14 protein-coding genes and 1 riboswitch are annotated in these 23,033 nt (G+C 75.5%); of the genes, 7 read left to right on the top strand and 7 right to left on the bottom strand.

The window, feature by feature from the left end; translation table 11 throughout:
* Positions 1 to 164 precede the first annotated feature (164 nt).
* The 3 genes from ACZ7LB_RS30120 to ACZ7LB_RS30110 all read left to right on the top strand — a co-directional run bounded on the left by ACZ7LB_RS30120 (position 165) and on the right by ACZ7LB_RS30110 (position 4,282).
* On the top strand, positions 165 to 1,436 hold the full coding sequence (locus tag ACZ7LB_RS30120) for a PP2C family protein-serine/threonine phosphatase (RefSeq protein WP_471472601.1): 1,272 nt from the start codon (positions 165 to 167) through the stop codon (positions 1,434 to 1,436).
* Between the two features lie 235 nt (positions 1,437 to 1,671).
* A riboswitch (cyclic di-AMP (ydaO/yuaA leader) is annotated at positions 1,672 to 1,829 on the top strand.
* A gap of 10 nt (positions 1,830 to 1,839) precedes the next feature.
* The gene (locus tag ACZ7LB_RS30115; protein ID WP_471472599.1) at positions 1,840 to 2,910 is read left to right on the top strand and encodes a M23 family metallopeptidase; all 1,071 of its coding nucleotides are present in this window, start codon (positions 1,840 to 1,842) and stop codon (positions 2,908 to 2,910) included.
* A gap of 418 nt (positions 2,911 to 3,328) precedes the next feature.
* Positions 3,329 to 4,282 (top strand): aldo/keto reductase, encoded by a 954-nt coding sequence (locus tag ACZ7LB_RS30110; protein ID WP_471472596.1) that lies wholly within the window; start codon positions 3,329 to 3,331, stop codon positions 4,280 to 4,282.
* Between the two features lie 56 nt (positions 4,283 to 4,338).
* Here ACZ7LB_RS30110 and ACZ7LB_RS30105 read toward each other — a convergent pair whose 3' ends face one another.
* The 4 genes from ACZ7LB_RS30105 to ACZ7LB_RS30090 all read right to left on the bottom strand — a co-directional run bounded on the left by ACZ7LB_RS30105 (position 4,339) and on the right by ACZ7LB_RS30090 (position 10,110).
* Positions 4,339 to 5,799, bottom strand: a complete 1,461-nt coding sequence (locus ACZ7LB_RS30105) for a PrsW family intramembrane metalloprotease (RefSeq protein ID WP_471472595.1) — start codon at positions 5,797 to 5,799, stop codon at positions 4,339 to 4,341.
* 9 nt (positions 5,800 to 5,808) lie between these two features.
* On the bottom strand, positions 5,809 to 6,681 hold the full coding sequence (trmB, locus tag ACZ7LB_RS30100; RefSeq protein ID WP_471472593.1) for a tRNA (guanosine(46)-N7)-methyltransferase TrmB: 873 nt from the start codon (positions 6,679 to 6,681) through the stop codon (positions 5,809 to 5,811).
* A gap of 721 nt (positions 6,682 to 7,402) precedes the next feature.
* A complete protein-coding gene (gene lhgO, locus ACZ7LB_RS30095) occupies positions 7,403 to 8,641 on the bottom strand; it encodes an L-2-hydroxyglutarate oxidase (RefSeq protein ID WP_471472591.1) in 1,239 nt (412 codons plus the stop codon).
* Positions 8,642 to 8,685: 44 nt separating this feature from the next.
* A complete protein-coding gene (locus ACZ7LB_RS30090; protein ID WP_161224123.1) occupies positions 8,686 to 10,110 on the bottom strand; it encodes an MFS transporter in 1,425 nt (474 codons plus the stop codon).
* Between the two features lie 829 nt (positions 10,111 to 10,939).
* Between ACZ7LB_RS30090 and ACZ7LB_RS30085 the strand changes: the two genes are divergently transcribed.
* A complete protein-coding gene (locus ACZ7LB_RS30085; RefSeq protein ID WP_471472587.1) occupies positions 10,940 to 13,057 on the top strand; it encodes an asparagine synthase-related protein in 2,118 nt (705 codons plus the stop codon).
* A 973-nt stretch (positions 13,058 to 14,030) separates the two neighbouring features.
* Here ACZ7LB_RS30085 and ACZ7LB_RS30080 read toward each other — a convergent pair.
* Both ACZ7LB_RS30080 and ACZ7LB_RS30075 read right to left on the bottom strand, forming a co-directional pair.
* Positions 14,031 to 15,995, bottom strand: a complete 1,965-nt coding sequence (locus ACZ7LB_RS30080; RefSeq protein WP_471472584.1) for a sigma-70 family RNA polymerase sigma factor — start codon at positions 15,993 to 15,995, stop codon at positions 14,031 to 14,033.
* 172 nt (positions 15,996 to 16,167) lie between these two features.
* Positions 16,168 to 16,953 carry a TetR/AcrR family transcriptional regulator gene (locus ACZ7LB_RS30075; protein WP_471472582.1) on the bottom strand — a complete coding sequence of 262 codons (786 nt, stop codon included), beginning with the start codon at positions 16,951 to 16,953 and terminating at the stop codon, positions 16,168 to 16,170.
* Between the two features lie 374 nt (positions 16,954 to 17,327).
* On the opposite strand from ACZ7LB_RS30075, the gene ACZ7LB_RS30070 reads away from it, so the two are divergent.
* Together ACZ7LB_RS30070 and ACZ7LB_RS30065 are read left to right on the top strand one after the other, a co-directional pair.
* A complete protein-coding gene (locus ACZ7LB_RS30070) occupies positions 17,328 to 18,707 on the top strand; it encodes an NAD(P)/FAD-dependent oxidoreductase (RefSeq protein WP_471472580.1) in 1,380 nt (459 codons plus the stop codon).
* A 169-nt stretch (positions 18,708 to 18,876) separates the two neighbouring features.
* Entirely contained in the window at positions 18,877 to 20,565 is a 1,689-nt protein-coding gene (locus tag ACZ7LB_RS30065) for an ATP-binding SpoIIE family protein phosphatase (RefSeq protein WP_471472578.1), read from the top strand.
* Positions 20,566 to 20,652: 87 nt separating this feature from the next.
* Here the strand turns inward: ACZ7LB_RS30065 and ACZ7LB_RS30060 are convergent, their stop codons facing one another.
* A complete protein-coding gene (locus ACZ7LB_RS30060) occupies positions 20,653 to 21,930 on the bottom strand; it encodes an MFS transporter (protein WP_471472659.1) in 1,278 nt (425 codons plus the stop codon).
* Positions 21,931 to 22,068: 138 nt separating this feature from the next.
* Here ACZ7LB_RS30060 and ACZ7LB_RS30055 point away from each other — a divergent pair, with 138 nt between their 5' ends.
* Positions 22,069 to 22,617, top strand: a complete 549-nt coding sequence (locus ACZ7LB_RS30055) for a MarR family winged helix-turn-helix transcriptional regulator (RefSeq protein WP_471472575.1) — start codon at positions 22,069 to 22,071, stop codon at positions 22,615 to 22,617.
* The last annotated feature ends 416 nt before the right edge of the window (positions 22,618 to 23,033 follow it).

The raw sequence follows: 23,033 nt of genomic DNA, 5'->3' as shown, positions 1-23,033 counted from the left end.
CGCCCCCGCCCCCGCCCTCCCGTCCGGTGGCCGTCCGGCCGTCATCCGATCGGCGCGCACCGCTCGCCCGCCGCCCCCGCCCCGGGAAACCTGGGACCCGGACGGCGACACCGGCACGGACGTGCGGGGCGGGTGGCGGGAGACGAGTGGTGCGGCCAGGTGACATGGGCGACGAGGAACCGGACGGCCGGTCCCCCGACGGACCGCCCCCCGGCCCGCCCGCGCCCGCCCGCCCCCGCTCCGGCGCGTCGACCGGCCGGCCGGAAATCCGGCGCGGTCGCGGCCCTCACCGCGGTCACGGCAGCCACGACGAGGGACCCGGCCCGCTGCGCCTGCCCGCCCCCCGGCGGGGTCCCCCCGTCGGCAACCGGCTGGTCCGCCTGCTGCCGCCGCTGCTGATCCTCGTCGCGATCGTCTACGACTCCCTCACCCCGCGGTACTTCACCGCCGGGCCCCTCTACACCGCCGCCCCGCTGGTCGCCGCGCCCCTCTACTCGCGGCGCGGCACCGTCCTCACCGCGGCGGCCGTGATCGCCTCCGTCAGCCTGCTGCAACTGACCAAGGGCGTGCTCCACAGCGTCGACTCCCTCACCGAGCTGTTCACCATCGCGACCGTCGCCGTCCTCGCCGTCCTGGTCAACACCTCCGTCCGCCGCACCGACGAGCGGCTCGCCTCCACCCGTGAGATCGCGGAGGCCGCCCAGCGCGCCGTGCTGCCCCGGCCCCCGGAGCGGATCGGCGGCTTCGAGATCGCCGCCCGCTACGAGGCCGCCCAGGCAGGCGCCTTCATCGGCGGCGACCTCTACGCCGTGCAGGACAGCGCGCGCGGCGTCCGGCTCCTCGTCGGCGACGTGCGCGGCAAGGGCATGGGCGCCGTCGCGGCCGTCGCGGTGGTCATCGGCGCGTTCCGGGAGGCCGCCGAGCAGGAGGCGACCCTGGAGGCGGTCGCGCAGCGGCTGGAACGGGCGCTCGCCCGCGAGGGCACCCGGCGCGACGGTCTGGACGACTTCGAGGGCTTCACCACCGCCGTCCTCGCGGAACTCCCGCACGGCGACGGCGCCGTCCGGGTCGTCAACCGGGGCCACCCCCCGCCGCTGATGCTGTACGCCGACGGCACCGTGCGCCCGCTGCCCGCGCGGGAGGCCGCGCTGCCGCTCGGCATGGGGGAGCTGGGGGTGTGGCCGGACCGCGCCGAGGAGGCCGGTTTCCCCGCCGGGGCCACCCTGCTGCTCCACACCGACGGGCTGTCCGAGGCGCGCGACGCCCGCGGGGTCTTCTACGACCCCGAGGCACGGCTGCGGGGCAACCGCTTCGCCTACCCGGCGGACCTGCTCGACGCCCTGGCCGAGGATGTGCGCCGGTACTCCGGCGGGGGCATGGCCGACGACATGGCGCTGCTCGCCGTCCACCGTCCCGGAGGCCGTCACGGACGGTGAGAGAGCGACCGCCCTCCGCATAACAACTGACACACCATCAGGACGGTGTGAGGTGAAGAAGTGGTGCCCGGAGCGCCGGGCGCGGGGCCAACTCGCCCCGTTTTCGCCTGCCGTAGTGCTTTGGATCACCCCCGAATCGTTAATGATCAAGCGGAGCGGCTTGGAATACCCGGCTCTCGTCTATTAACGTTCGATAACGCAGCGCGGTCGTCCCAGCCGTCACAGAAGGCGGCTCCGCGCGCACATGCCGAATCCCGCGAGGGAACCGGGGAACCACCACCTTGGGGTGAATCGGGCGCACGCCGCCATGGCGACATGGCCGAAAACCGCCCGTAGGAGACCTTCCTGCTCCGAACCCGTCAGCTAACCCGGTAGGCGGAAGGAAGGAAAGGAGCACGCCCACGTGGCGTCCAACCGGCCTGTCCCCGAGGCCCCGTTCGCACCCTCCGGCCATGGCGTCGACGACACCTTCGGCCACGGAGTCCCCCGCCCCGAAGAGGGTCCCTGGGAGGAATGGAACCCCACCGCGGAGTCCGTCCGCCCCGTGCGCGGCCGGCACCGCGTCGCCAAGCAGCGCGGCGGGCTCGCCCGCAGCTCCACCGTCCTCGGCGTCGGCGTCATCGCGGCCGTCGGAGCGGGCGGCATGGCCAGCGCGCAGACCGGCAAGCCGCCGGTCTCGATCTCCCTGCCGGACCTGCCCAGCCTGTCGAAGGTCGGCGCGCTGGTCGCCGGCGACGAGAAGCCCTCCGGTCCCGAGACCGCGGCCACCCCGCTCAGCGCCGTCGGCGTCACCACCGCCGACACCGCCCAGGGCACCGCCGACGCCGGTGAGGCGCTGCGGACCCGGATCCTGGAGCAGGCCGAGCAGCAGCAGGTCCAGGTGGAGAACAAGGCCGCCGAGAAGGCCAGGGAAGCCGCCGTGAAGCAGGCCGCCGAAGCCGCGCAGGCCGCCGCCGACAAGGCCGCCGAGGCGAAGAAGGAGGCGGAGGCCAAGGCCGCCGCCGAGAAGGCCCGCGCCGAGGAGGAGGCCCGCGAGAAGGCCGAGGCCGAGCGGCTCGCCGAGCTGGCCCGGCAGTACACGCTGCCGACCTCCTCCTACACGCTCACCTCCACCTTCGGCCAGGCCGGCAGCATGTGGACCTCCGGCCACCACACCGGGCTCGACTTCGCCGCCCCCACCGGCACCCTCGTCAAGGCCGTCCACACCGGCACCATCACCGAGGCGGGCTGGGCGGGCGCCTACGGCTACCGCACCGTCCTCACCCTGGAGGACGGCACCGAGCTCTGGTACTGCCACCAGTCGTCGATCAGCGTCGGCGTCGGCCAGCAGGTCAACACCGGCGACGTCATCGGCCGCGTGGGCGCCACCGGCAACGTCACCGGCCCGCACCTGCACTTCGAGGTCCACCCCGGCGGCTCCGCGAGCGGCGTCGACCCGGCGGCCTGGCTGCGCGGCAAGGGCCTCGGCCTCTGACACCACCGCGGCGGACCCGCGGTACGGCGGCGCGCCCGCGTCCCGCGCGGGACACGGGCGGTGCCCGCCGGGCGGCCGTGCCGACGAGCGGTCGTGTCCGCGGTACCGCCGCCGTGTCCGCGTACCGCCGCGCCGGGCGGGGCCCCGTGGTCCCGCCGTGCCCTCCCGCGTGCCGCCCGCCCGCCGTGACGCCGTGCGGGGCGCCGCCGCGGTGACGCTCCCGATGCCCCGGCGGTCCCGACACTCGCCCCCCGAGGTCGGGGCCGCCGGTCCCCACCGGTCCGGTGGCGGGCACCGGTCGGCCGTTCCGCCCGGCGTGCGGAATGCCCGGCCGTTCCGCCCGGCCGGTGGAATGCCGGGCCGGTGAAATGCCCGGCCGGTGGAATGCCCGGTTCCCGCCCGGTCGTTGACACAGGGCATGACCACCACCTCGCATCTGCGCAAGCTCGGCTCCTCCGACCTGGAGGTCTTCCCGCTCGCCCTCGGCGGCAACGTCTTCGGCTGGACGGCAGACCGGGACGCCTCCTTCGCCGTCCTCGACGCCTACACCGCCGCCGGCGGCAACTTCGTCGACACCGCCGACTCCTACTCCGCCTGGGTCGACGGCAACAGCGGCGGGGAGTCCGAGACCCTCATCGGCGAATGGCTCGCCTCCCGCGGCCGCCGCTCCGACGTCGTCGTCGCGACCAAGGTCAGCCAGCACCCCGACTACCCCGGGCTGACCGCCGCCAACATCCGCGCCGCCGCCGACGCCTCGCTCCGGCGGCTCGGCACCGACCACATCGACCTGTACTACACCCACTTCGACAAGCCCGAGGTGCCGGTCGAGGAGATCATCGGCGCCCTCGACGAGCTGGTGCGGGCCGGGAAGGTCCGGCACATCGCCGCCTCCAACATCACCGCCGAACGGCTCGCCGCCTCCCTGGACTTCTCCGACCGCGAGGGGCTCGCCCGGTACGTGGCGCTCCAGCCGCACTACAACCTCGTCTCCCGCGGCACCTACGAGGGCGAGCTGTCCGCCCTCGCCGAGCGCGCCGGGCTGGCCGCCGTGCCGTACTACGCCCTCGCCTCCGGCTTCCTCACCGGCAAGTACCGGCCCGGCGCGCGGGTCGACAGCCCCCGGGCCGCCGGAGCCGCCGGGCACCTGGAGAGCGAGCGGGGCCGCCGGGTGCTGGCCGCCCTCGACGGGATCGCCCGCGACCGCGGCACCGCCGTCGCCACGGTCGCCCTCGCCTGGCTCGCCGCGCGGCCGACGGTGGCCGCGCCGATCGCCTCCGCGCGGACCGTGGAGCAGCTCCCGGCACTGCTCGGCGTGGCCGGACTGGAGCTGACGGAGGAGGAGACGGGCCTGCTGACGGACGCCTCCGCCTGAGCCCCCGCGCGGCGTCCGCCCCGGCGCCGACCCGGCCGGGGCGGACGCCGCCGTGCCTACGGGCGGGGCGGCCCGGGCCGGGGGAGCACCGGGAAGGAGCCGTACGGCGTGTACGGGCCGTACGGGGCGGAGGGGGTGTACGGGGCGGGCACGGGGTGCCCGTACGGGGCGCGCGCCGGATGCGGGACGTACGGGACGCGCGGGGCGTACCGGTGGTGGCCCTGCGGCCAGGGGCCGGCGTGCGGGTGCGGCCACGGCGGCACCGGGTACGGGCGGCGCGGCGCGGTCGCCCGCGCCGCGTGGTCCAGCGCCGGGCGGGCCGCCTCCCGGCGCTCCCACAGAGCGTCCAGCAGCAGCCGCTCCCGCGCCGGGTAGTCCGCGCCCGCCCGGCCGAGGCGCCCCTTCCGGCGCAGGTACGCCAGCGCGCTCGCGTACGTCCCGTACTCCGCCACCGCCCGCTCCGCCCGCCGGCCCCCGTGGCGGCGGGCGTACTGCCGGGCCGCCCTCCGGCCCCGCACCGAGCCCAGCGCGAACGGCTCGAACGGGCCCAGCCACCCGGCCGGCACGTACACCGGCAGCTCCGTGCGGACCGTGCGCAGCTCGCCCTGCCGGGACCGGATCACCAGCCAGGTCAGCAGGCCGAACGCGGGGGCCATGAACACCCCGTACACCACGAAGAAGCCGTACGTCCCGAACGTCACCGAGCCGTTCCACAGCGAGTGCACGCCCATCGCCAGCAGCAGGCCGGTGAGCGGGAGCAGCGCGCGGCGCGCCCGGCGGCTGCCCGGGCGGTCCGCGCGCAGCGCCGCCAGCCCGAAGCCGATGCCGGTGAGCACCGTGAACAGCGGGTGCGCGAACGGCGACATGACGACGCGGACGAAGAACGTCGCCGCCACCACCGAGGCGACGCCCCGCTCCCCGCTGGCCTGGTCGGTGCCGAAGGCCTCGCCCAGGTACAGGATGTTCTCGGTGAACGCGAAGCCGGCGGCGGTGACGCCCGCCGTCACCACGCCGTCCAGCAGGCCGGTGAAGCGCTTCCTGCGGAACAGGAACAGCAGCAGCACCGCGGCGGCCTTGGCGGACTCCTCCACGACCGGTGCGATCACCGTGGCGCCCAGGGTGTCCGCGCCGCTCGGGTCGGCGGTCGCCGTCGCTATCCACCGGGTGGCGAAGCTGTTGGCGACGATGGCGATCAGCGCCGCCGCGCAGGCGCCCCAGGCGAAGCAGAACAGCAGGTTGCGCCAGGGGCGGGGATCGACCCGGTCCAGCCAGTGGAACGCGCCGACCAGCAGCGGGACGGGGAGCACCGCCAGGCCGAGGCCCACCAGGAAGCCGTCCGCTCCGGTCTGCCGGCGCACCAGGGCCAGGATGACCAGGCCGGAGAGCGCGAGCAGCGTGCCCAGGGCACCGTAGCGCACCCGGGCGCGGTGCCACCAGTGCGGGCGGGGCGGCCGTGCCGGGTGTGGCACGTGCGCCGGGTGGGGGGCGTACGGCGGGTACGGGGGACTGGTGGCCACTTCAGGACCCTAACCGTTGGCGTTCCGCTCCTCGCCGTTCCGTTCCCGGGCGTCCCGCTCCTCGCCGTTCCACTCCTCGGTGTCCCGTTCCTCGCCGGGCTCCACACGGCGGAAGAGCAGGTCGTTCACCACATGGCCCTTCTCCAGGCCCTGGCCCTCGAACCGGGTCCGGGGGCGGTGCTCCGGGCGGGGCGCGAAGCCGCCGCCGGGGGCCGTGTTCTCGAAGGCCGGGTGCGCGGTCAGCACCTCCAGCATCTGCTCCGCGTACGGCTCCCAGTCGGTGGCGCAGTGCACGAGGGCGCCGGGGACCAGCCGGGAGGCGGCCAGCGTCAGGAACTCCGGCTGGATCAGGCGCCGCTTGTGGTGCCGCTTCTTCGGCCACGGGTCGGGGAAGTAGACGCGCAGCCCCGCGAGGGAGCCGGGGGCGAGCATCTCGCGCAGCAGGATGATCGCGTCGCCGTTGGCCACGCGGACGTTGGTCAGACCGGCGAGGTCCGCCAGGCGCAGCAGGTTGCCCTGGCCGGGGGTGTGGACGTCCACGGCCAGGATGTTCGTGCCGGGGGCGTCGGCGGCCATCAGGGCCGTGGCCTCGCCCATGCCGAAGCCGATCTCCAGGACGACGGGGGCGGTGTTGCCGAACAGGTCGGCCAGGTCGATGACCCGCTGTCCGTCGATGTCCAGGCCCCACGCGGGCCAGAGCCGCTGCAACGCGTCCGCCTGACCGGTGGTGACCCGGCTGCGGCGGGGCTGGAAGCTCCGGATGCGCCGCTCGAAGTGCGACCCGGCGGGGTCGGCGCGGGGGCCGTCGGGGAACCGGGGCTCGCCCTTGGCACGGGGGGCGTGCGGCTGGGGGGACGCGGGGGTGTTGGGGGAATCAGACACAGTGCGTCGATTTTACGTGGGGTGCGGGTGGGGTGCGCGGGGGTGCCTGCGGCCTGCCGTTGCTGTGTGCGGGTGGGGTCTGTGCGGGGGGTGCCTGTGGCGGGTCGTTTCCGTGGGTGGGGGTGTGCCTGGGGTGGTCTGTTTCCGTGGGTGGGTTGGGGTGCCTGCGGCGCAGCTTTTGGTTGGTGGGGGTGTGTGTTGCGCCCTGTCCTGGTGGGGGGTTGGGGCCGGGGCGGGGGTGGTCGTCCTCGGAACGGCGCGGAATCGGGTGGCGATGAGGCGCAGCCCGTTGACGCGCCAACCTCTGCGGGCGGCCACCCCCGCCCCGTCCCCTTCCCGCCGTACGCGACTGCGGGTACCCGCCCACTCTCCTCCGCCGGATTCCGCCGTGCGCGACTGCGGGAACCTGCCCGTCCTCTTCTTCCGGCTCTCGCCGTGCGCGGGTGCGGGCGCCCGCCCGTCCTTCTCCGCCGACTTCCGCCCTGCGCGACTGCGGGCATTCGCCCACTCTTCTCTTCCGGCTCCCGCCGTGCGCGGGGGGCACGGCCACCGTTGTCCTTCGCTTCCCGCCGTGCGCGGGTGCGAGCCCGGCCCACCCTTCTCCGTCGGCTTCCGCCGTGTGCGGGTGCGGGCATGTCCACGGGTGCTTCGGCTGCGCCGTGGCTGGTGCCGGGCCCGTGGGGGTGGGGTGTTGCTCCGGTCGGTGCCGGCTTCGGGTGGGTCAGGTGGTGAGGGACTTCAGGGCCCGGGCGGCTGTCGCGCGGCCGATGGGGAGGGCCGCCGTCGCCGCCGGGGACGGCGCGTTCAGCACGTGCACCGTCCGGGGGCCCTCCCGGATCAGGAAGTCGTCCACCAGGGTTCCGTCCGCCAGTACCGCCTGCGCCCGCACCCCGGACGCCGCCCGCACCAGGTCCCCGTCCAGCACCCCGGGCAGCAGCCGGCGCACCGCCGTGGCGAACGCCGTCCTGGACAGCGACCGGCGCAGCTCCCCGGCGCCGTACCGCCAGTGCCGTCCGGCCATCCGCCAGGTGCCCGGCCAGGTCAGCGTCGACGCCAGCTCGCGGGGCCGTACGATCCCCCAGCCGTAGCCCTCGCGGGCCAGTGCCGGGACCGCGTTCGGTCCGATGTGCACGCCGCCGTCGATGCCCCGGGTCAGATGCACGCCGAGGAACGGGAACGCCGGATCGGGCACCGGGTAGACCAGCCCGCGGACCAGCTCCGGGCGCGCCAGCTCGTAGTACTCGCCCCGGAAGGGGATGATCCGCATGCCCGGCTCGTCGCCCGTCAGCCGGGCCACCTCGTCGCAGTGCAGCCCCGCGCAGTTGACCAGGACCCGCGCGCGCAGCACCGTGCCGCTGCGGGTGCGGACCGCGACCCCGAGCCCGGGGCGGCGGTCGACGCGGACCACCTCCTCCCCGGTGCGCAGCTCCGCGCCGGACGCGGCGGCGAGCTGCCGGGCCACCGCCCGGTAGTCGCAGACCCCCGTCGTCCCGACGTGTATGGCGGCCAGGCCCCGGACCCCCGGCTCGTACGCGGCGATCTGGGCGGGGCCCAGCTCCCGCACCGGGATCCCGTTCTCCCGGCCGCGCTGGACCAGGGCGTGCAGCCGGGGCAGCTCCGAGCGCTCGGTGGCGACGATCAGCTTGCCGGTGACCTCGTGGGCGATGCCGTACTCGGCGCAGAACTTCATCATCTCGGCGGCGCCCCGGACCGCGTACCGGGCCTTGAGGGAGCCGGGGCGGTAGTAGACGCCGCTGTGGACCACGCCGCTGTTGCGGCCCGTCTGGTGGCGGGCCGGGCCCGGCTCCTTCTCCAGCACGGTGACCCCGGTGCCCGGCGCGGCGCGGCTGATCGCGTACGCCGTGGACAGCCCGACGATGCCGCCGCCGACCACCAGCACGTCGCAGTCGTATGCGCTCCCGGTCCGCACCCGCTCCACCTCCCGGCTCCGATAGTGCACTGCGCCGCCGACAGTGCCCTCAAACCCGGGAGGCGGTACCCGTCTCAGGCCGGGGTCACCAGCAGCGGCCTGGCCCGCTCGCGCAGCTCGGCCACGCGCGGCTCGTCGCCGTACGGCTCCAGGCGGTGCAGGAGGTCCCTGACGTACTCCGTGGTGCGCGCGGAGGAGATCCGTCCGGCCACCTCGACGGCCCGGACGCCCTGCTCGCAGGCCGCGTCCAGATTGCCGGACTCCAGCTCGGCCACCGCCGAGACGACCAGCCGCAGGCCGTGCGAGCGGATGAACTCCTCCGTCGGCTTCGACAGGGCGTGCTCGGTGAAGCGGCGCACCTGGCGCGGGGCCTTCAGGTCCCGGTAGCACTCGGCCGCGTCGGCGGCGAAGCGGTCGTAGGAGTAGAAGCCCAGCCAGGTCGGGTCGCTGTCGCCGGGGCGGGAGCGCTCCAGCCAGCTCTCGGCGGCCTTCAGCGCCGTGCCGGCCGCCGCCGCGTCGCCCGCGCGGGCGTGGGCGCGCGCCTCGACCAGGCGGAAGAAGCTCATGGTGCGCGCCGTGGCCAGGCCCCGGTTGCGCTCCAGCGCGGCCTGCGCCAGGTCCACGCCCTCGTCGCCGAAGCCGCGGTACGTGGCCTGGAGGGACATGGAGGCCAGGACGTAGCCGCCCAGCGGTACGTCGGCCGCCGCGCGGGCCAGGCGGAGGGCCTGGATGTAGTAGCGCTGGGCCGCCTCCTGCTGGCCGGTGTCGAAGGCCATCCAGCCCGCCAGGCGGGTCAGCTCGGCGGAGGCGCCGAACAGGGCGCGGCCGACCTCGTCGGAGTAGGAGCCGAGGAGGAGCGGGGCCGCCTCGACCCGTAAGCACTCGGGGACCATCGAGGAACGCCAGTCCCCGCCGCCGTACTTGGAGTCCCAGCGGCGGGCGTCCGAGGCGGCCTCCCGGAGTTTCTGCACATCGCTGTGGCCGACTTTGAGCGGTGCGCCGGAGCCCTCGGCCGGGCTCGCGTCACGCGCGACCGAACTGTCGGCCGGGGTTATCAGCCAGCGCGACGCGGGCGTCGCGTACGCGCTGACCGCGAAGGAGCCGGCGAGCGACTGCCAGATGCCGCCGGAGCCCGCCCGGCGGCCCGCCAGGTCGAGCCGGTACAGCTCGGTGGCGGACCTGACCGCCTGCGCGACGTCCCGGGGGAAGGCCAGGCCGACCTCCGGAGCGGGGTCCGCGTCCGCCAGGCCGATCTCGTGGAGCGGCACCGGGCGGCCGAGCTTCTGACCGATGGCGGCGGCGATCAGGTGGGGGGCGGCGCCCTGCGGCACCATGCCCTTCGACACCCAGCGCGCCACCGAGGTCTTGTCGTAGCGAAGCGTCAACCCGCGTTGTGCGCCTAGGTCGTTGACGCGGCGGGCGAGGCCCGCGTTGCTGATTCCCGCGAGGGCGAGAACGGCGCCGAGCTTTTCGTTCGGCCCGCGTTGCTCCCTGGACATGCGCCACCCCTCGACACAGACGGCTGCCGCCCTGGCATAACCACGCGGCATTCGTAAACCCAGCGTAGTTCGCCGCATCCCATGCGTTAAGAGGCATTGTTCCGGATGGCGGGATTGTGGTCCGTACTGAGGTGCGGAGCGGGCACGGTGCGTCGCGGCGCGCTCCCGGTGTGTGGCCGTGCGCCCGCGTGTGCGCTCTTTCTGGGGCCGAGCCGGCGGCGATTCCATGAGCGGTGCGTGGGTCGGCCCGCTGTACTGGGTCCAGTGGGCTGGGGGACGCCGCCGCCTACATCCCCGCGGGCGGCGGACCGGTCCGGGGGGCATGCCTCGCCTCCCGGACCGCGCGGACCCGGGCGGTGCGCAGAGCCTCCACGGAGCGTGTCCGTCACGAGGGGCGCCGGTTCAGATTGGCTGAAAATCGACCCTCACGCACCGGGGTTGAGGCGCCTCCACCGGGGATTCGGGGGCGTGCATGAGGAGCGGAAGGGCGTGTTTCGGGGGCGTGCGCGGGTCCGGCCGGAGCGGCCGGAGTCGGCTCGGAACCGGCGCCCGACGCGTGTGCGACGGACGAGGCGCGGGAGCGGGGCGCGGCCCGGTTGACGGGTGCGTCCGATGGGACACGAGGTGTTTTCCCGGGAGTTGGGGAGGTACGGGGACGAGAGACCGCTGACGGCTCGGCAGACGACGCGCCGACGGGTCCGGACGGCTCCACGGGGCGCATTCGTGGGGCACACGCGGCTCCGCCGACGCTCCGTGGCGCGCCCTTCATGGCAGCATGGGGAACCAGTTCCTGCGGTGCGCTGGTTGTCCCCAGCCTGTGGAGGCGTCGATGCGGTGGTTGGTGGGATGGAGCAGTGCCGCCGCGGCCGTCCCCGGAGCCGCTGGGAGCGACTCCGCCGGAGCCACCGGACACGACGGCGAGACCGTGCGGCCGGTCGGCTCCCAGCTCCTCTGGGGCGACCCCGACCCCCTCTGGGCCGTCGGCGACTGGCGCCCCGACGAGATCCGCGTCGTCGCCGCCGACGACCGCACCCGTATCGCCGTGCTCGGCATCTGCGGTGCCAGCGACGAGCAGTTGCGGCTCAGCCTCTTCGCCGCGCGCGGCGGCGCCCTGCGCCATCTCACCGCCTGGTCCGGCAGCTACACCGCCGTCGTCCAGGTCGGCCGCCGGATCACCGTCTGCGGCGACCTCGCCGGGGCCCGCCCCGTCTTCCACACCCCCTGGGCCGGCGGCACCGCCTACGCCACCGCCGCGCTGCCCCTCGCCGACCTCGTCGAGGCCAACCTCGACTTCGGGCACCTCGCCGCGCTGCTTGCCGCGCCCGACGTGCCCGCCGCCCTCGACGACTCCACCCCCTACGACGGCGTGCGGCGCATCCCGCCGGGACACGCGCTGGTCCTGCGCGCCGGGGCGCGGGAGATCACCGGATACGAACCGGTGGCCTCGCTCGCCGTCGCCGCGCCCCCCGCCGACCCCGACCACGCCGTCGACGGTGTGCGGGACGCCCTGGTCGAGGCCGTGCGCACCCGCCTCGCCGCGCCCCGGCACGTCCCCGGGGACGGCATCGACCCCGGCCCCGTCCCCGGCATGGGCCCCGCCGAACGGCGGGCCGCGCGCGGCATGCCGGTGCCCGGCATCGGCGCCGACCTCTCCGGCGGCCCGGCCTCCGCGACCCTGGCCCTGCTGGCGGCCGGGCTGCCGGGAGCGCCGGGCACCGTGCTCGGGCACGGCACCGGAGCGGGGGAGCGGCTGCTCGCCGTGACCTTCAACGACCTCGCCACCGGTGGGCAGGACACCGAACTGGAACGGGCCGGGGCGCTCGCCGCCGACCCCCGGCTGCACCACGTGGTCGTCGCCGGCGGCCGGCACGAACTGCCCTACGCCACCCTGGACGGACCGCTCACCGACGAGCCGGGGCCCTGCCTGGTCGCCGCCGCGCGCCACCGGGCGCGGCTCGCCGCGGGCAGCGCCGACCACTTCACCGGGTACGGGGCGCGGCAGGTCCTGGACGCCCATCCGGCGCGCCTCGCCGACCTGCTGATGGACCGCAAGCGGCGCCATCTCGTGCGGCCCGTCGCCGCCCTCGCCAAGGCGGACGGCTCCGTCCTCGTCCCCGCACGCGTCTACGCCGCCGCCCGGCGGCTCTCCCGCACCCCGTACCGGGCCGGGCTCGAAGGGCTCGCCGAACGGCTGCTGCGGCGGCGCTTCGACGCGCCGGGCGACGGCGGGGCGACGGACGCCTCCCTCGCGGCGCTCACCTGGGGCGGGCCCGGGCCGGCGGCGCGGTGGCTGACCGGGGAGGCGCTGGCTGAAGTATCGGTTCGCCTCCAGGCGTCGGCGCAGCGGTCCGCGGTCGGGCCGGCGCAGCGGCCCGGGGACTTCCGGGCGCGGGCGGCGCTGGCGCGGCGGGCGGCGGAGGTGCGGGTGCTGGAACAGGCCGCGGAGATCCGCTTCCAGCGGCTGCACACGCCGTTCCTCGACAACCAGGTCGTCCGGGCCTGCCGGGCGCTGCCCGAGGCGCTGCGGGTGCGGCCGGGGGCGCGGTCGGCGGTGCTGCGGTCGGTGCTGGAGGGGGCGGGGGTGAGCGAACTGCCCGGTGGCTGGGGGGTGCCGTCCGCCGTGCCGGCGGTCTCCGCGGCGCACACGGGGCTGCGGATGGCGGCGGACTCCCTGCTGGGGCTGTTCGACACACCGCTGCTCGCGGAGGCGGGGCTGGTGGAGGCGCGGGTGGTGCGGAAGGCGGTGCGCGGGGCGGCTGCGGGGGAGGCGCTGGCGCTGGACGGGCTGGCCGACCTCATCTCGCTCGAACTGTGGCTGCGGCGGCTGCTGTCCCGGCGGGGGACCTGCTGGACGGGGACTCCCGGTCGGCAGCGGGCGGTTCCCGCGGGGGTGGTTCCGCAGCGGGGGGCGTTGGGGGGTGCGGGGGCGGTGGTTCGGCGGGGGTAGGGGACGGCCGCCGGGGTGGTCCGTGGGCCTTGCCGGGGCTCGTTGGGTGCGGGTGGGGTGTGTGCGGGGGTGTCTGCGGCCTGCCGTTGCTGTGTGCGGGTGGGGTCTGAGCGGGGGGTGCCTGCGGTGGATCGTTTCCGTGGGTGGGGGATGCCTGGGGCGGGTTGTTGCCGGGTGCGGGTGGGTTGTGGGGGTGCCTGCGGCGCAGCTTTCGGTTGGTGGGGGTGTGTGTTGCGCCTTGTCCTGGTGGGGGGTTGGGGCCGGGGCGGGGGTGGTCGTCCTCGGAACGGCGCGGAATGGGGTGGGTGTGGGGCGCAGTTTGTTGACGCGCCAACCTCTGCGGGCGACCACCCCCGCCCCGTCCCCTTCCCGCCGTACGCGGGTGCGGGGCCACGCCCACTCTCCACCGCCGGGTTCCGCCGTGTGCGGCTGCGGGTGCCCGCCCGCCCTTCTCTTCCGGCTTTCGCCGTGTGCGGCTGCGGGTATCCGCCCACTCTCCTGTGCCGGGTTCCGCCGTGTGCGGCTGCGGGTGCCCGCCCGACCTTCTCGGCCGGGTTCCGCCGGGTGCAGATCCCCGTCCACTCTTCTCCGTCGGGTTCCGCCGTGTGCGGGTGCGGGGCACGCCGTTGGTCACGCTCGGTTTCTCGGCCGGGGCGGGCCTCATGTCCTCGGCCGCTCCTGGCTTCGCGCCTCGCTCGGGTGCGGGGGCGCGCTCGCTGTCGGCTTCGGCTTCCGCCGGGCGCGGGTGTGGGGGCCGAACCCCCTTGTCTGCCGGTTTCCGTCGTGGGCGGGTGCCGGGTCATGCCCGCGGTCGCTTTTTGATCTTCGCCGTGCGCGAGGGCCGGGCCCGCGGCCGCGTTGTCGCTTCTCCGCCTTCGCCGTGGGCGGGTCGGCCGGTCGGCTCCGGGTGGGTGCCCCCGCCCCGCGGGCTGCGGGGCAGGAGGCTGCTCGGTTGCGCGGGGGTGTTCGGGGGCTACTCGCAGGTGAAGCGGGATTCGGCCCAGTCGGCCAGGACCACCTCGTCCAGCGGGCTGTTCGGTTCCACCGTCAGGGTCAGGGTCTTGTGGCCGGTGATGTCCACGTGGACCGGTACGGCCGGGGTGCCGCCCCTGACCGGGCCGGAGGTCCAGAGGGGGGTGCCGTCGGCCAGGACCGTGAAGCGGAGTTCGCCCAGGCCCATCGACAGGTCGTCCACGCCGACCAGCGCGTCGTAGGCCGTGCAGGCGCGGTTCAGGTCGATCGTGGCCGAGGAGCGGCCCCGCACCGTGACGCCGTGCGCGTGCTCCTCGCCCGCGATCGAGAGCGAGGTGCGCTGCCACACCCAACTGCTCTGCGCCAGCCGCATCTCCGGGCCCGTGCCGTCGCCGCCGACGTCGTACGCCAGTTCGCTCCACCGGTAGACCGCGGGGGGCGCGGGCGGGGCGGGGGTCGGGCTCGTGCTCGGGGGCGGAGGCGTGGGTGTGGGCGTGGTCGGGGTGGGCGGGGGTGGCCTTCTGGTGGCCGTGGGCTTCGGGGGTGGTGGTGCGGGCCTGGCGGTGGGGTGGACTGGTGGGGGCGGGGTGGGCCTCGTGGGCGTCGGGGGCGGGGGTGCTGCGGGGGGTTGGGCCGGGGGCCGGGGGGGTGAGGGCGCGGGCGGGGCCGGGGTGTCGGGGGCGGGGTGGACCACCGGGGCCGACGCGGGCGGCCGGGCCTTCGCGGGGGGCGGGGCCGGGCCGTCGTTGCCCGCCAGGGCGAGGGCCAGGGCCGCCGCCGCGGCGACCGCGACCACGCCGCTCGCGATACCGGCCTTCACCGGCGCGCCCAGCCCCTCCGAGGCCGCCGCGCCGCCCGAGCCGCCCGAGGAACCGCCGGCCGCCGCTGCCGCGCCCGCGGCGCCGACCGCGCTCGCGGCCGTGCCGCCCCCGGCGATGAGCCCGGCCGCCTTGGCGTACCCGGCGGCGCCGAACCAGCCGATGACCGCGACCGGCACCACGGCGGGAATGCCGTTGGCCACCTCGGCGATCTGGCTCGCGGCCAGGCGGCAGCGGGCGCACTCCTCCAGGTGCTTGCGCAGCCCCCGCTCGGCACGGGTGCGCAGCCGGCCGCGGGCAAAGGTGCCGAGCTGGTCGGCCCAGCGGGCGCAGCCCGCCTCGGCGGCCAGCGCGTCGCTGACGTGGGCCTGGAGATAGGCCTGCTTCAGCCCCTCCCGGGCCCGGCTGGCCAGCACCCGGGTGCCGTTGGCGTCCAGGCCGAAGAGCGTCGCCACCTCGCTCGGCGACTCGTCCTCGACCTCGGTGTGCCACAGCACGGCCTGCCACCGCTCCGGCAGCGACCGGAAGGCGCGCATGGCCATCGACTGCTCGGCCTCGTGCATCGCCCGGACGTCGGCGCCCAGCTCCAGGGTCTCGTCCTCGGACACCGCGGACGAGCGCGCCGACTGCGTCGCGAACACCGCGAAGTCGTCGACCAGGTGCTCGCGCCCGGCCGACCGCGTCCACCCCGCGGCGACCCGCCGCACACTGGTGAGCAGATAGGCGCGCACCGCGTACTCGGGGCCGGAGCCGCCGCGCACCGCCTGCAGCACGCGGGCGAAGACCTCGGCGGTCAGATCGTCCGCGGTGTGGGCGTCACGGCAGCAGGTGCGGGCGTACCGGCGCACCGCGTCGGCGTGGCGCCGGAACAGCTCCTCGTAGGCCGAGTCGTCGCCCGCGCGCATCCGGCCGATCAGCTCGGCGTCGGACGGCGGCAGGTCGCGCGGGGGCGGCAGGACCCCCTCGTCCCCGTCCGGCCCGCGCTGCGCCGGGACGCCGCCCGACGCGAAGTCCCCGGGCCGCACGGCCTCCGGCGGCGGACCGTCCCGGGGGACGTCCGCCCGGCCGCCCTGCTCCGGCACCTGCGGCGGACCCCCGGTCTCGGGGCCGCCCTCGGCCGGGGAACCGTTCCGCCCGTCAATGCTCATCTCGGAAAGCCCCCGACACCTTCCCGGCCAGTACTGAACACCGGGTCAGCGTGCCACACGCGCCGTGGCCGGGGCCTTCCGGAACCCGACCATCACCCGTCCGTGGGCACTTGGCGATACGGAGCGCCCACGCTCAGGCGTTCGGGGTAGGAGCTCCGCACCGCCGCGGCGCTCACGCGGGGCGGGACCGCAGCCCCTCCAGCAGGATGTCCAGCAGCCGGGCCGAGGCCGCCGCCTGCTGCGCCGGATCGGGCAGCGAGGGCGCCGCCGTGGCGATCACCAGCAGCACGTCCGCCACCGACACGTCGGTCCGCAGCTCGCCCGCGGCCCGGGCCCGCTCCACCAGCCGGCCCACGACCTCCAGCAGCGCCGCCGCCCCGTGGTCGTCCACGGCGGGCACCGGGGCGGCCACGGCCACCGGCTCCTCGGGCACCAGGCGCAGATCGCCGGGGGCGGGCTGGTGGCGCTGCTGCGGCACCCGCAGCTCACCGGCGGCGCCGGCCCCCGGGCCGTCCTGCTCCTCCGCGACGCCGACCCGCAGCACCTGCGGCGGCAGCAGCCGCCCGGCCCCGGACGCCACCGAGGTCCGCAGGAACCGGGACAGCGCCGACCACGGCTCGTCCTCCTGCCCCAGCGCGGCCCGCGCCTGCTCGGTCAGCCGGGCCGTCTCCTCCTCGGCTATGCGCCGGACCAGGACGTCCTTGCTCGGGAAGCGCCGGTACACCGTGCCGACCCCGACCCGGGCGCGCCGCGCCACGTCCTCCATCGGCGCGCCGTACCCCAGCTCGCCGAAGACCTCGCGGGCCGCGCGCAGCACGTGCTCCAGATTGCGCTGGGCGTCCACCCGCAGCGGCGCCGTCCGCGGACCGTCCGTCCGCGCGCCGACCGCCGTGCCCACCGCCGCCCCGCCCGCGACCGCGGACGCGGCGGACGACCAATGAGAGTCCTGAACATGCATAGACAATCCCCCGGTAATGACGTCTCCCCCCGGAGACTCTCCCCGCCATCGAAAGACGGAGTGTCCGGAACAGGCCCGCCTCGGGTGGTCCAGTCGCATGGACCCGATGAGGCCATCCCCCCACACTCCGTAGCAATGAACATAGTTGAGTGGGCGTCAATTCAGAAGGGGCACGTTCCGCGCGGTGTGGCAGGCGCCCGGAGCGCGCGGCGTATGCGCCCCGGAAATGCCGCCGTCATCCCCGGTTCCGACCCCCGCTGACCTGGGCGGCCGTGGCCCGGCCCGGCGAGGGGGCCCGCGCGGCGTCCGGGTGGTCCCCGGTCACACAAATTGACGGGCCTGTGGACAAACGCGTGCGCCGGGTGCGTCATGGGATGGTGAAGGAACGTGCGCGCATTCTCGTTGTCGGCGGCGGCTACGTCGGGATGTACACGGCCCTGCGGCTGCAGCGGAACCTCAGGGGCGAACTGCGGAGGGGAGAGGCCGAGATCACCGTGGTCACCCCCGACCCCTACATGACGTACCGGCCGTTCCTGCCCGAGGCGGCGGCCGGATCGATCTCCCCGCGCCACGTGGTCGTGCCGCTGCGCCGCGTCCTCGACCGGTGCCGCGTCGTCGTGGGCCAGGTCCGGTCCATCGACCACACCACCCGCACCGCCACCCTCACCACCCTCGCCACCGAGGACGAGGGGATCGGCGCCCGCCGCACGACCTACGACGAACTGGTCCTCGCCCCCGGCTCCGTGGCCCGCACCCTGCCCGTCCCCGGGCTCGCGGAGCACGGCATCGGCTTCCGCACCGTCGAGGAGGCCATCGGCCTGCGCAACCACGTCATCGAGCAACTGGACATCGCCTCCTCCACCCGCGACCCCGCGCTCCGCGCCGCGGCCCTGACCTTCGTCTTCGTCGGCGGCGGCTACGCGGGCGTGGAGGCGCTCGGCGAGCTGGAGGACATGGCCCGCCACGCGGCCCGGCACTACCACAACGTCTCCCGCGAGGACATGAGGTGGATCCTCGTCGAGGCCACCGGCCGCCTCCTGCCCGAGGTCGGCGAGGACCTCGGCCGCTACACCGTCACCGCGCTGCGCCGCCGCAACGTCGACGTGCGGCTGCGGACCCGCCTGGAGTCCTGCGCGGACCGGATCGCGGTCCTCAGCGACGGCTCCCGCCTCCCCACCCGCACCGTCGTGTGGACCGCCGGCGTACGCCCCCACCCCGTGCTGACCTCCACCGACCTGCCCCTCGACGAGCGCGGCCGGCTGAGATGCACCCCCTGCCTCGACCTGGACGGCGCGCCCCACGCCTGGGCCGCGGGCGACGCCGCCGCCGTCCCCGACGTCACCGCCGGCGAGCCCGGCCGGACCTGCGCCCCCAACGCCCAGCACGCCGTGCGCCAGGCGGCGGTCCTCGGCGACAACCTCACCCGCGCCCTGCGCGGCGAACCGCTGCGCGCCTACGCCCACCGGAACGCCGGCTCCTTCGCCTCCCTCGGCTTCCACAAGGGCGTCGCCCAGGTGTACGGGCGCCGGGTGACGGGCCTGCCCGCCTGGCTGCTGCACCGCGCCCACCACCTCGGCCGCGTTCCCACCGCCAACCGCAAGGCGCGCGTCCTGGCCGAGTGGATCCTCGCCGGACTCTTCCAGCGGGAGATCGTTTCCCTCGGGTCGCTCGAACACCCGCGTGCCGAGTTCGAACTCGCTGCCGGTGGCAAGCCTTCCCCGGAACCACCGGGCGACCCGAAGGGGTCGTCCTGACCCACGGCGGGAACTCCGCCGGACCGCCCGGCGTCCGACGGATGTCGGCCGGGCCCGCACCCTGCCAGACTGGTCCACCACCGCGGGCGCCCCACCGCTCGACCCGCGCGGCCCCGGGACCGGCCGGTACCGGCCCCGGCCCGCCGACGACTACACGAGGCAAGGATTCGTGAACTTCACGCGCTGGAGCGCCCGGCTCCCCGGAACGCAGCGCCGCGCCGCAGCGCGGACCGACACACGGGACCCCGCCCTCTCGCGGGGCCGACGGGCGGACGGCTCCGTCCCCGCCGCCCGCGCCGGCCGGTCCGGTGACGACACCCAGCCCGTGCCGGCCGTCGACGACCTCCCGGTGCGCGACGTCCTCGACCGCGTCCCGGCCCTCGTCGCCCTCCTGCACGGACCCGACCACCGCGTCGCCTACGTCAACGACGCCTACACCGCGGCCTTCGGCGCCCGCCCGCCCGGGGCGCGCGCCCGCGACGCCCTGCCCGAACTCGACGAACTCGGCCTCTTCCCGCTGCTCGACCAGGTCCAGCGCAGCGGCAGACCCCGCACGCTCAAGTCCCGCAGGGCCGCCGGCGGCCGCTCCTACACCTTCACCTGCACCCCGGTCACCGAGACCGGGCGGGGCGACGGCCGCGGCGTGCTCGTCTTCGCCATCGATGTCACCGACCACGCCGAGGCCGCCGAGCGGCTGCGCGCCAGCGAACGCCGCCAGAGCGAGACCGCCGTCACCCTCCAGCGCTCCCTGCTCCCGCAGGAACTGGAGGCCCCCGACGACCTGCGCGTCGCCGCCACCTACCACCCCGGCGGCACCGAGGCCGCCGTCGGCGGCGACTGGTACGACGTGATCACCCTCGGCGGCGGCCGCACCGCCCTCGTCATCGGCGACGTCATGGGCCGCGGCGTCCGGGCCGCCGCCGTCATGGGCCAGCTCAGGACCGCCGTCCGCGCCTACGCCCGCATCGACCTGCCCCCGCACGAGGTGCTCCGGCTCCTCGACGGCCTCGCCGCCGAGATCGACGCCAACCAGATCGCCACCTGTGTCTACGCCATCCACGACCCCAACGAGGGCCGCCTGGAGTACGCCTCCGCCGGACACCTGCCCATCCTCGTCCGCGACGAGCACGGCACGGTCCACCGCGCCGACGAACCGACCGGCCCGCCGCTCGGCACCGGCGACTGGGTCCACTCCTCCGGCTCCGTCCCCCTCGCCCCCGGCTCCACCGCCGTCCTCTACACGGACGGCCTCGTCGAACGCCGCGACCAGGACCTCGACGAGGGCATCGCCGCGCTGGAGCACGCCCTGGCCGGCGCGACCGGCAGTCCCCAGGTGGTCTGCGACCGCCTGATCCGCTCCGCGGGCGTCACCCCGGACCACGACGACGACGTGGCCGTCCTCGTCCTCCAGCACCCCGCCCGCCGGGGCGCCGAGGCCGAACTGTTCCGCAACGCCGCCCTCGACCTGCTCGGCGGCGTCGAGGCGGCGCCCCGCGCGCGGGCCTTCGCCTCCGGCGTCCTCACGAGCTGGCGCTTCCCCGCCGACCTGCACGACCTGGGCGTGCTGGCCGCCAGCGAGCTGGTCGCCAACTCCCTCCAGCACGGCACGCCCCCGATGCGCCTGCGGCTGCGCCGCACCGACCGCCGCCTGATCATCGAGGTCACCGACGGGGACGACCACCTGCCGAGACGGCGCCGCGCCGAGCCGGGGGACGAGTCCGGACGGGGCATCGCCATCGTCGCGAGCATCGCCACCCACTGGGGCGCCCGCCACACACCCGGCGGCGGCAAGGCCGTCTGGTGCGAGTTCCTCCTGCCCGGACCGCCGGCGAACGCCGGAGCGGTGGCCCGCCGGTGACCCGGGGGTCCACCGCCGCACCACCGCTCTGCGCTCCACCCCGTCCCGGCCGCGCCGCCGCGCCGCCGGGACGGGCCACCGCGCCGCTCAGGCCTCCGCCGCCGCCACGGCGCCGACCGGGGGCCCGCCCTGCCGGACCACCCGGGCCCGCGCCAGGGACGGCTGGTTCTGCACGTCCGTGAGCTGCCGGCCCAGCCGCACCGCCAGCACCGTGATGCCCAGCGAGAACAGCAGGAACATCACGATGTAGGGCCCGTGCAGCGAGGCCCCCAGCGGACCGCCCACGGCCGGCCCGATCGCCAGCGCGAGCTGCTTGACCAGGGCGAACGCCGAGTTGTACTGCCCGGCCATGCCGGTCGGCGCCAGGTCCGCCACCAGCGGGGCCACCGTCGGCGACAGCAGCGCCTCACCCAGCCCGAACAGCGCGTACGTGGAGACGAACGCCGCCGTCGCCATCGCCTGGCTGCCGTGCCCGAGCCCGGCGTAACCGGCCACCGCCCACGCCACGGCCCAGATGAGGCCCACGGAGGCGATCACCCGGGAGCGCTTGCGCCGCTCCACGAACCTCAGCACCGCGAACTGCGCGATCACGATCACCAGCGTGTTCGCGGCCAGCGCCGTGCCCAGCGCGGACGTGGAGATCCCGGCCGCCTCGACGCCGTAGGCGCTCAGCCCCGACTCGAACTGGCCGTAGCAGGCGAAGAACAGCACGAAGCCCAGCACGCAGAGCTGCACCATGGCGCGGTTGCCGAGCAGCTCCCGCCAGCCGCCGCCCGACGTCCGCCCGGGCACCCCGGCCACCCGCGGCGCCCGCGGCATCCGCACCGTCGCCATCACGGCGACCAGCACCAGGAACATCGCCGCCTCGATGGCGAACAGCAGGGTGAACGACGCGGGGCGGGAGGCGTCGACCAGATGGCCGCCGATGAGCCCGCCGACCCCGAGCCCGAGGTTCTGCAGGAAGAACTGCGTGGCGAAGGCCCGCGACCGCGTCTGCGCCGAGGAGCAGTCCACGATCATCGTCGCGAGCGCCGGCTGCATGACGGCCTGGCCGGCGCCGAGCGCCGCCGCGGACAGCAGCACCGTGGCCGCCCCCGCGGCGAGCCCGAGGCTCAGCGCGCCCAGCGCGGCGGTGACGAGGGCGACCAGCAGCACCGGCAGCGGGCCGCGCCGGACGATCGCCCGTCCGGCGAACGGCAGCACGACCAGCGCGGCCACGGCGAAGACGGCGAGTACGAGACCCGCCGTCATGGACCCCAGCCCCCGTACCTGCGCCACGTAGACGTACAGATACGGGACCGTGAAGCCCAGCCCGAACGCGCTGAGTGCGTTGCCCACATGAATCCGGCGCATCGCAGCGCCCATCGCCCTGGTCACGTTCACCCTCTCCGGGATCGCAAGCCTCCAGCCGTTAGGGCTGAAGACTTAGAAGATAAAGTTCGAAGGTAAACAGTACACAGCGAAGGACTTCAAGGCAAAGAGGCCGCGTGCCATACTGCGCTCATGGGCGACACCTCCGGCGCCGGCGAGCCGACACTCGAAGAGCAGATCGCCGCCTACCAACGCGAGTTCCAGGACCTCGACCCCCAGGTCGAGAAGATCGTCTCGGCGCTCTCGCGTCTCAACCGCCGCATGAACGTGGCGTACGGCCGACAGACCGCCGAACTGGGCATCGGCAACACGGACTGGGAGGTCCTCAAGGCGCTGGTGCTGTCAGGGGCCCCCTACCGGCTGGGCCCCGGTGAGCTGGCCCGGCGGCTCGGCCTCACCCCGGCCGCGATGACCCACCGCATCGACCGCATGGTCGCCGAGGGCCTGGTCACCCGGGACCGGGACGAGACCAACCGGGTCCGGGTCATCGTCGAGCTCACGGCGGAGGGGCGCGAGAAGTGGCTGGAGGCGATGCGCCTGGCCACCGTCTTCGAAGGGGACCTCCTCCAGGACCTCTCCGCCGAGGAGCGGACGACCCTGGGCGAGGTCCTCACCCGTCTGCTGCGCCGGGTGGAGGACGCCCAGCCGGACGCCGGCGGGCGCCTGAGCGACCTCGATTAAAGATCTTGACAGCGTCGCTTGACAGCCCCCCCGGCCGATCCGTAATGTTCTCCGGGTTGCCACACAGCCGTAACGGTTTTGCGGCAGCACCTCCCGCCGCGGTAGCGGCACCCCACACCACCAGCAGGATCTCCCTTCGGGAACGTATTTTCGGCATGCCCGAATTCGTATTCCCGGCGGGGCCCGACGGCCCGGTCGACACCGATTGGGAATCGCCGGGGGAATCCGCTAGTGTCTGGGACGCCGCAACGGCCCAACGGCCGCACCGGCAGCCCCCTCTGACGGGGAATCGGGACCCGAAAGGTTCTGATAGAGTCGGAGCCGCCGGAAAGGGAAACGCGGAAGCGGGAACCTGGAAAGCACCGAGGAAATCGGATCGGAAAGATCTGATAGAGTCGGAAACGCAAGACCGAAGG

Source organism: Streptomyces sp. NPDC107521 (assembly GCF_055598485.1).
Note: the sequence above shows the minus strand (reverse complement) of the source record. Positions and strands in the feature narration are given on the sequence as shown.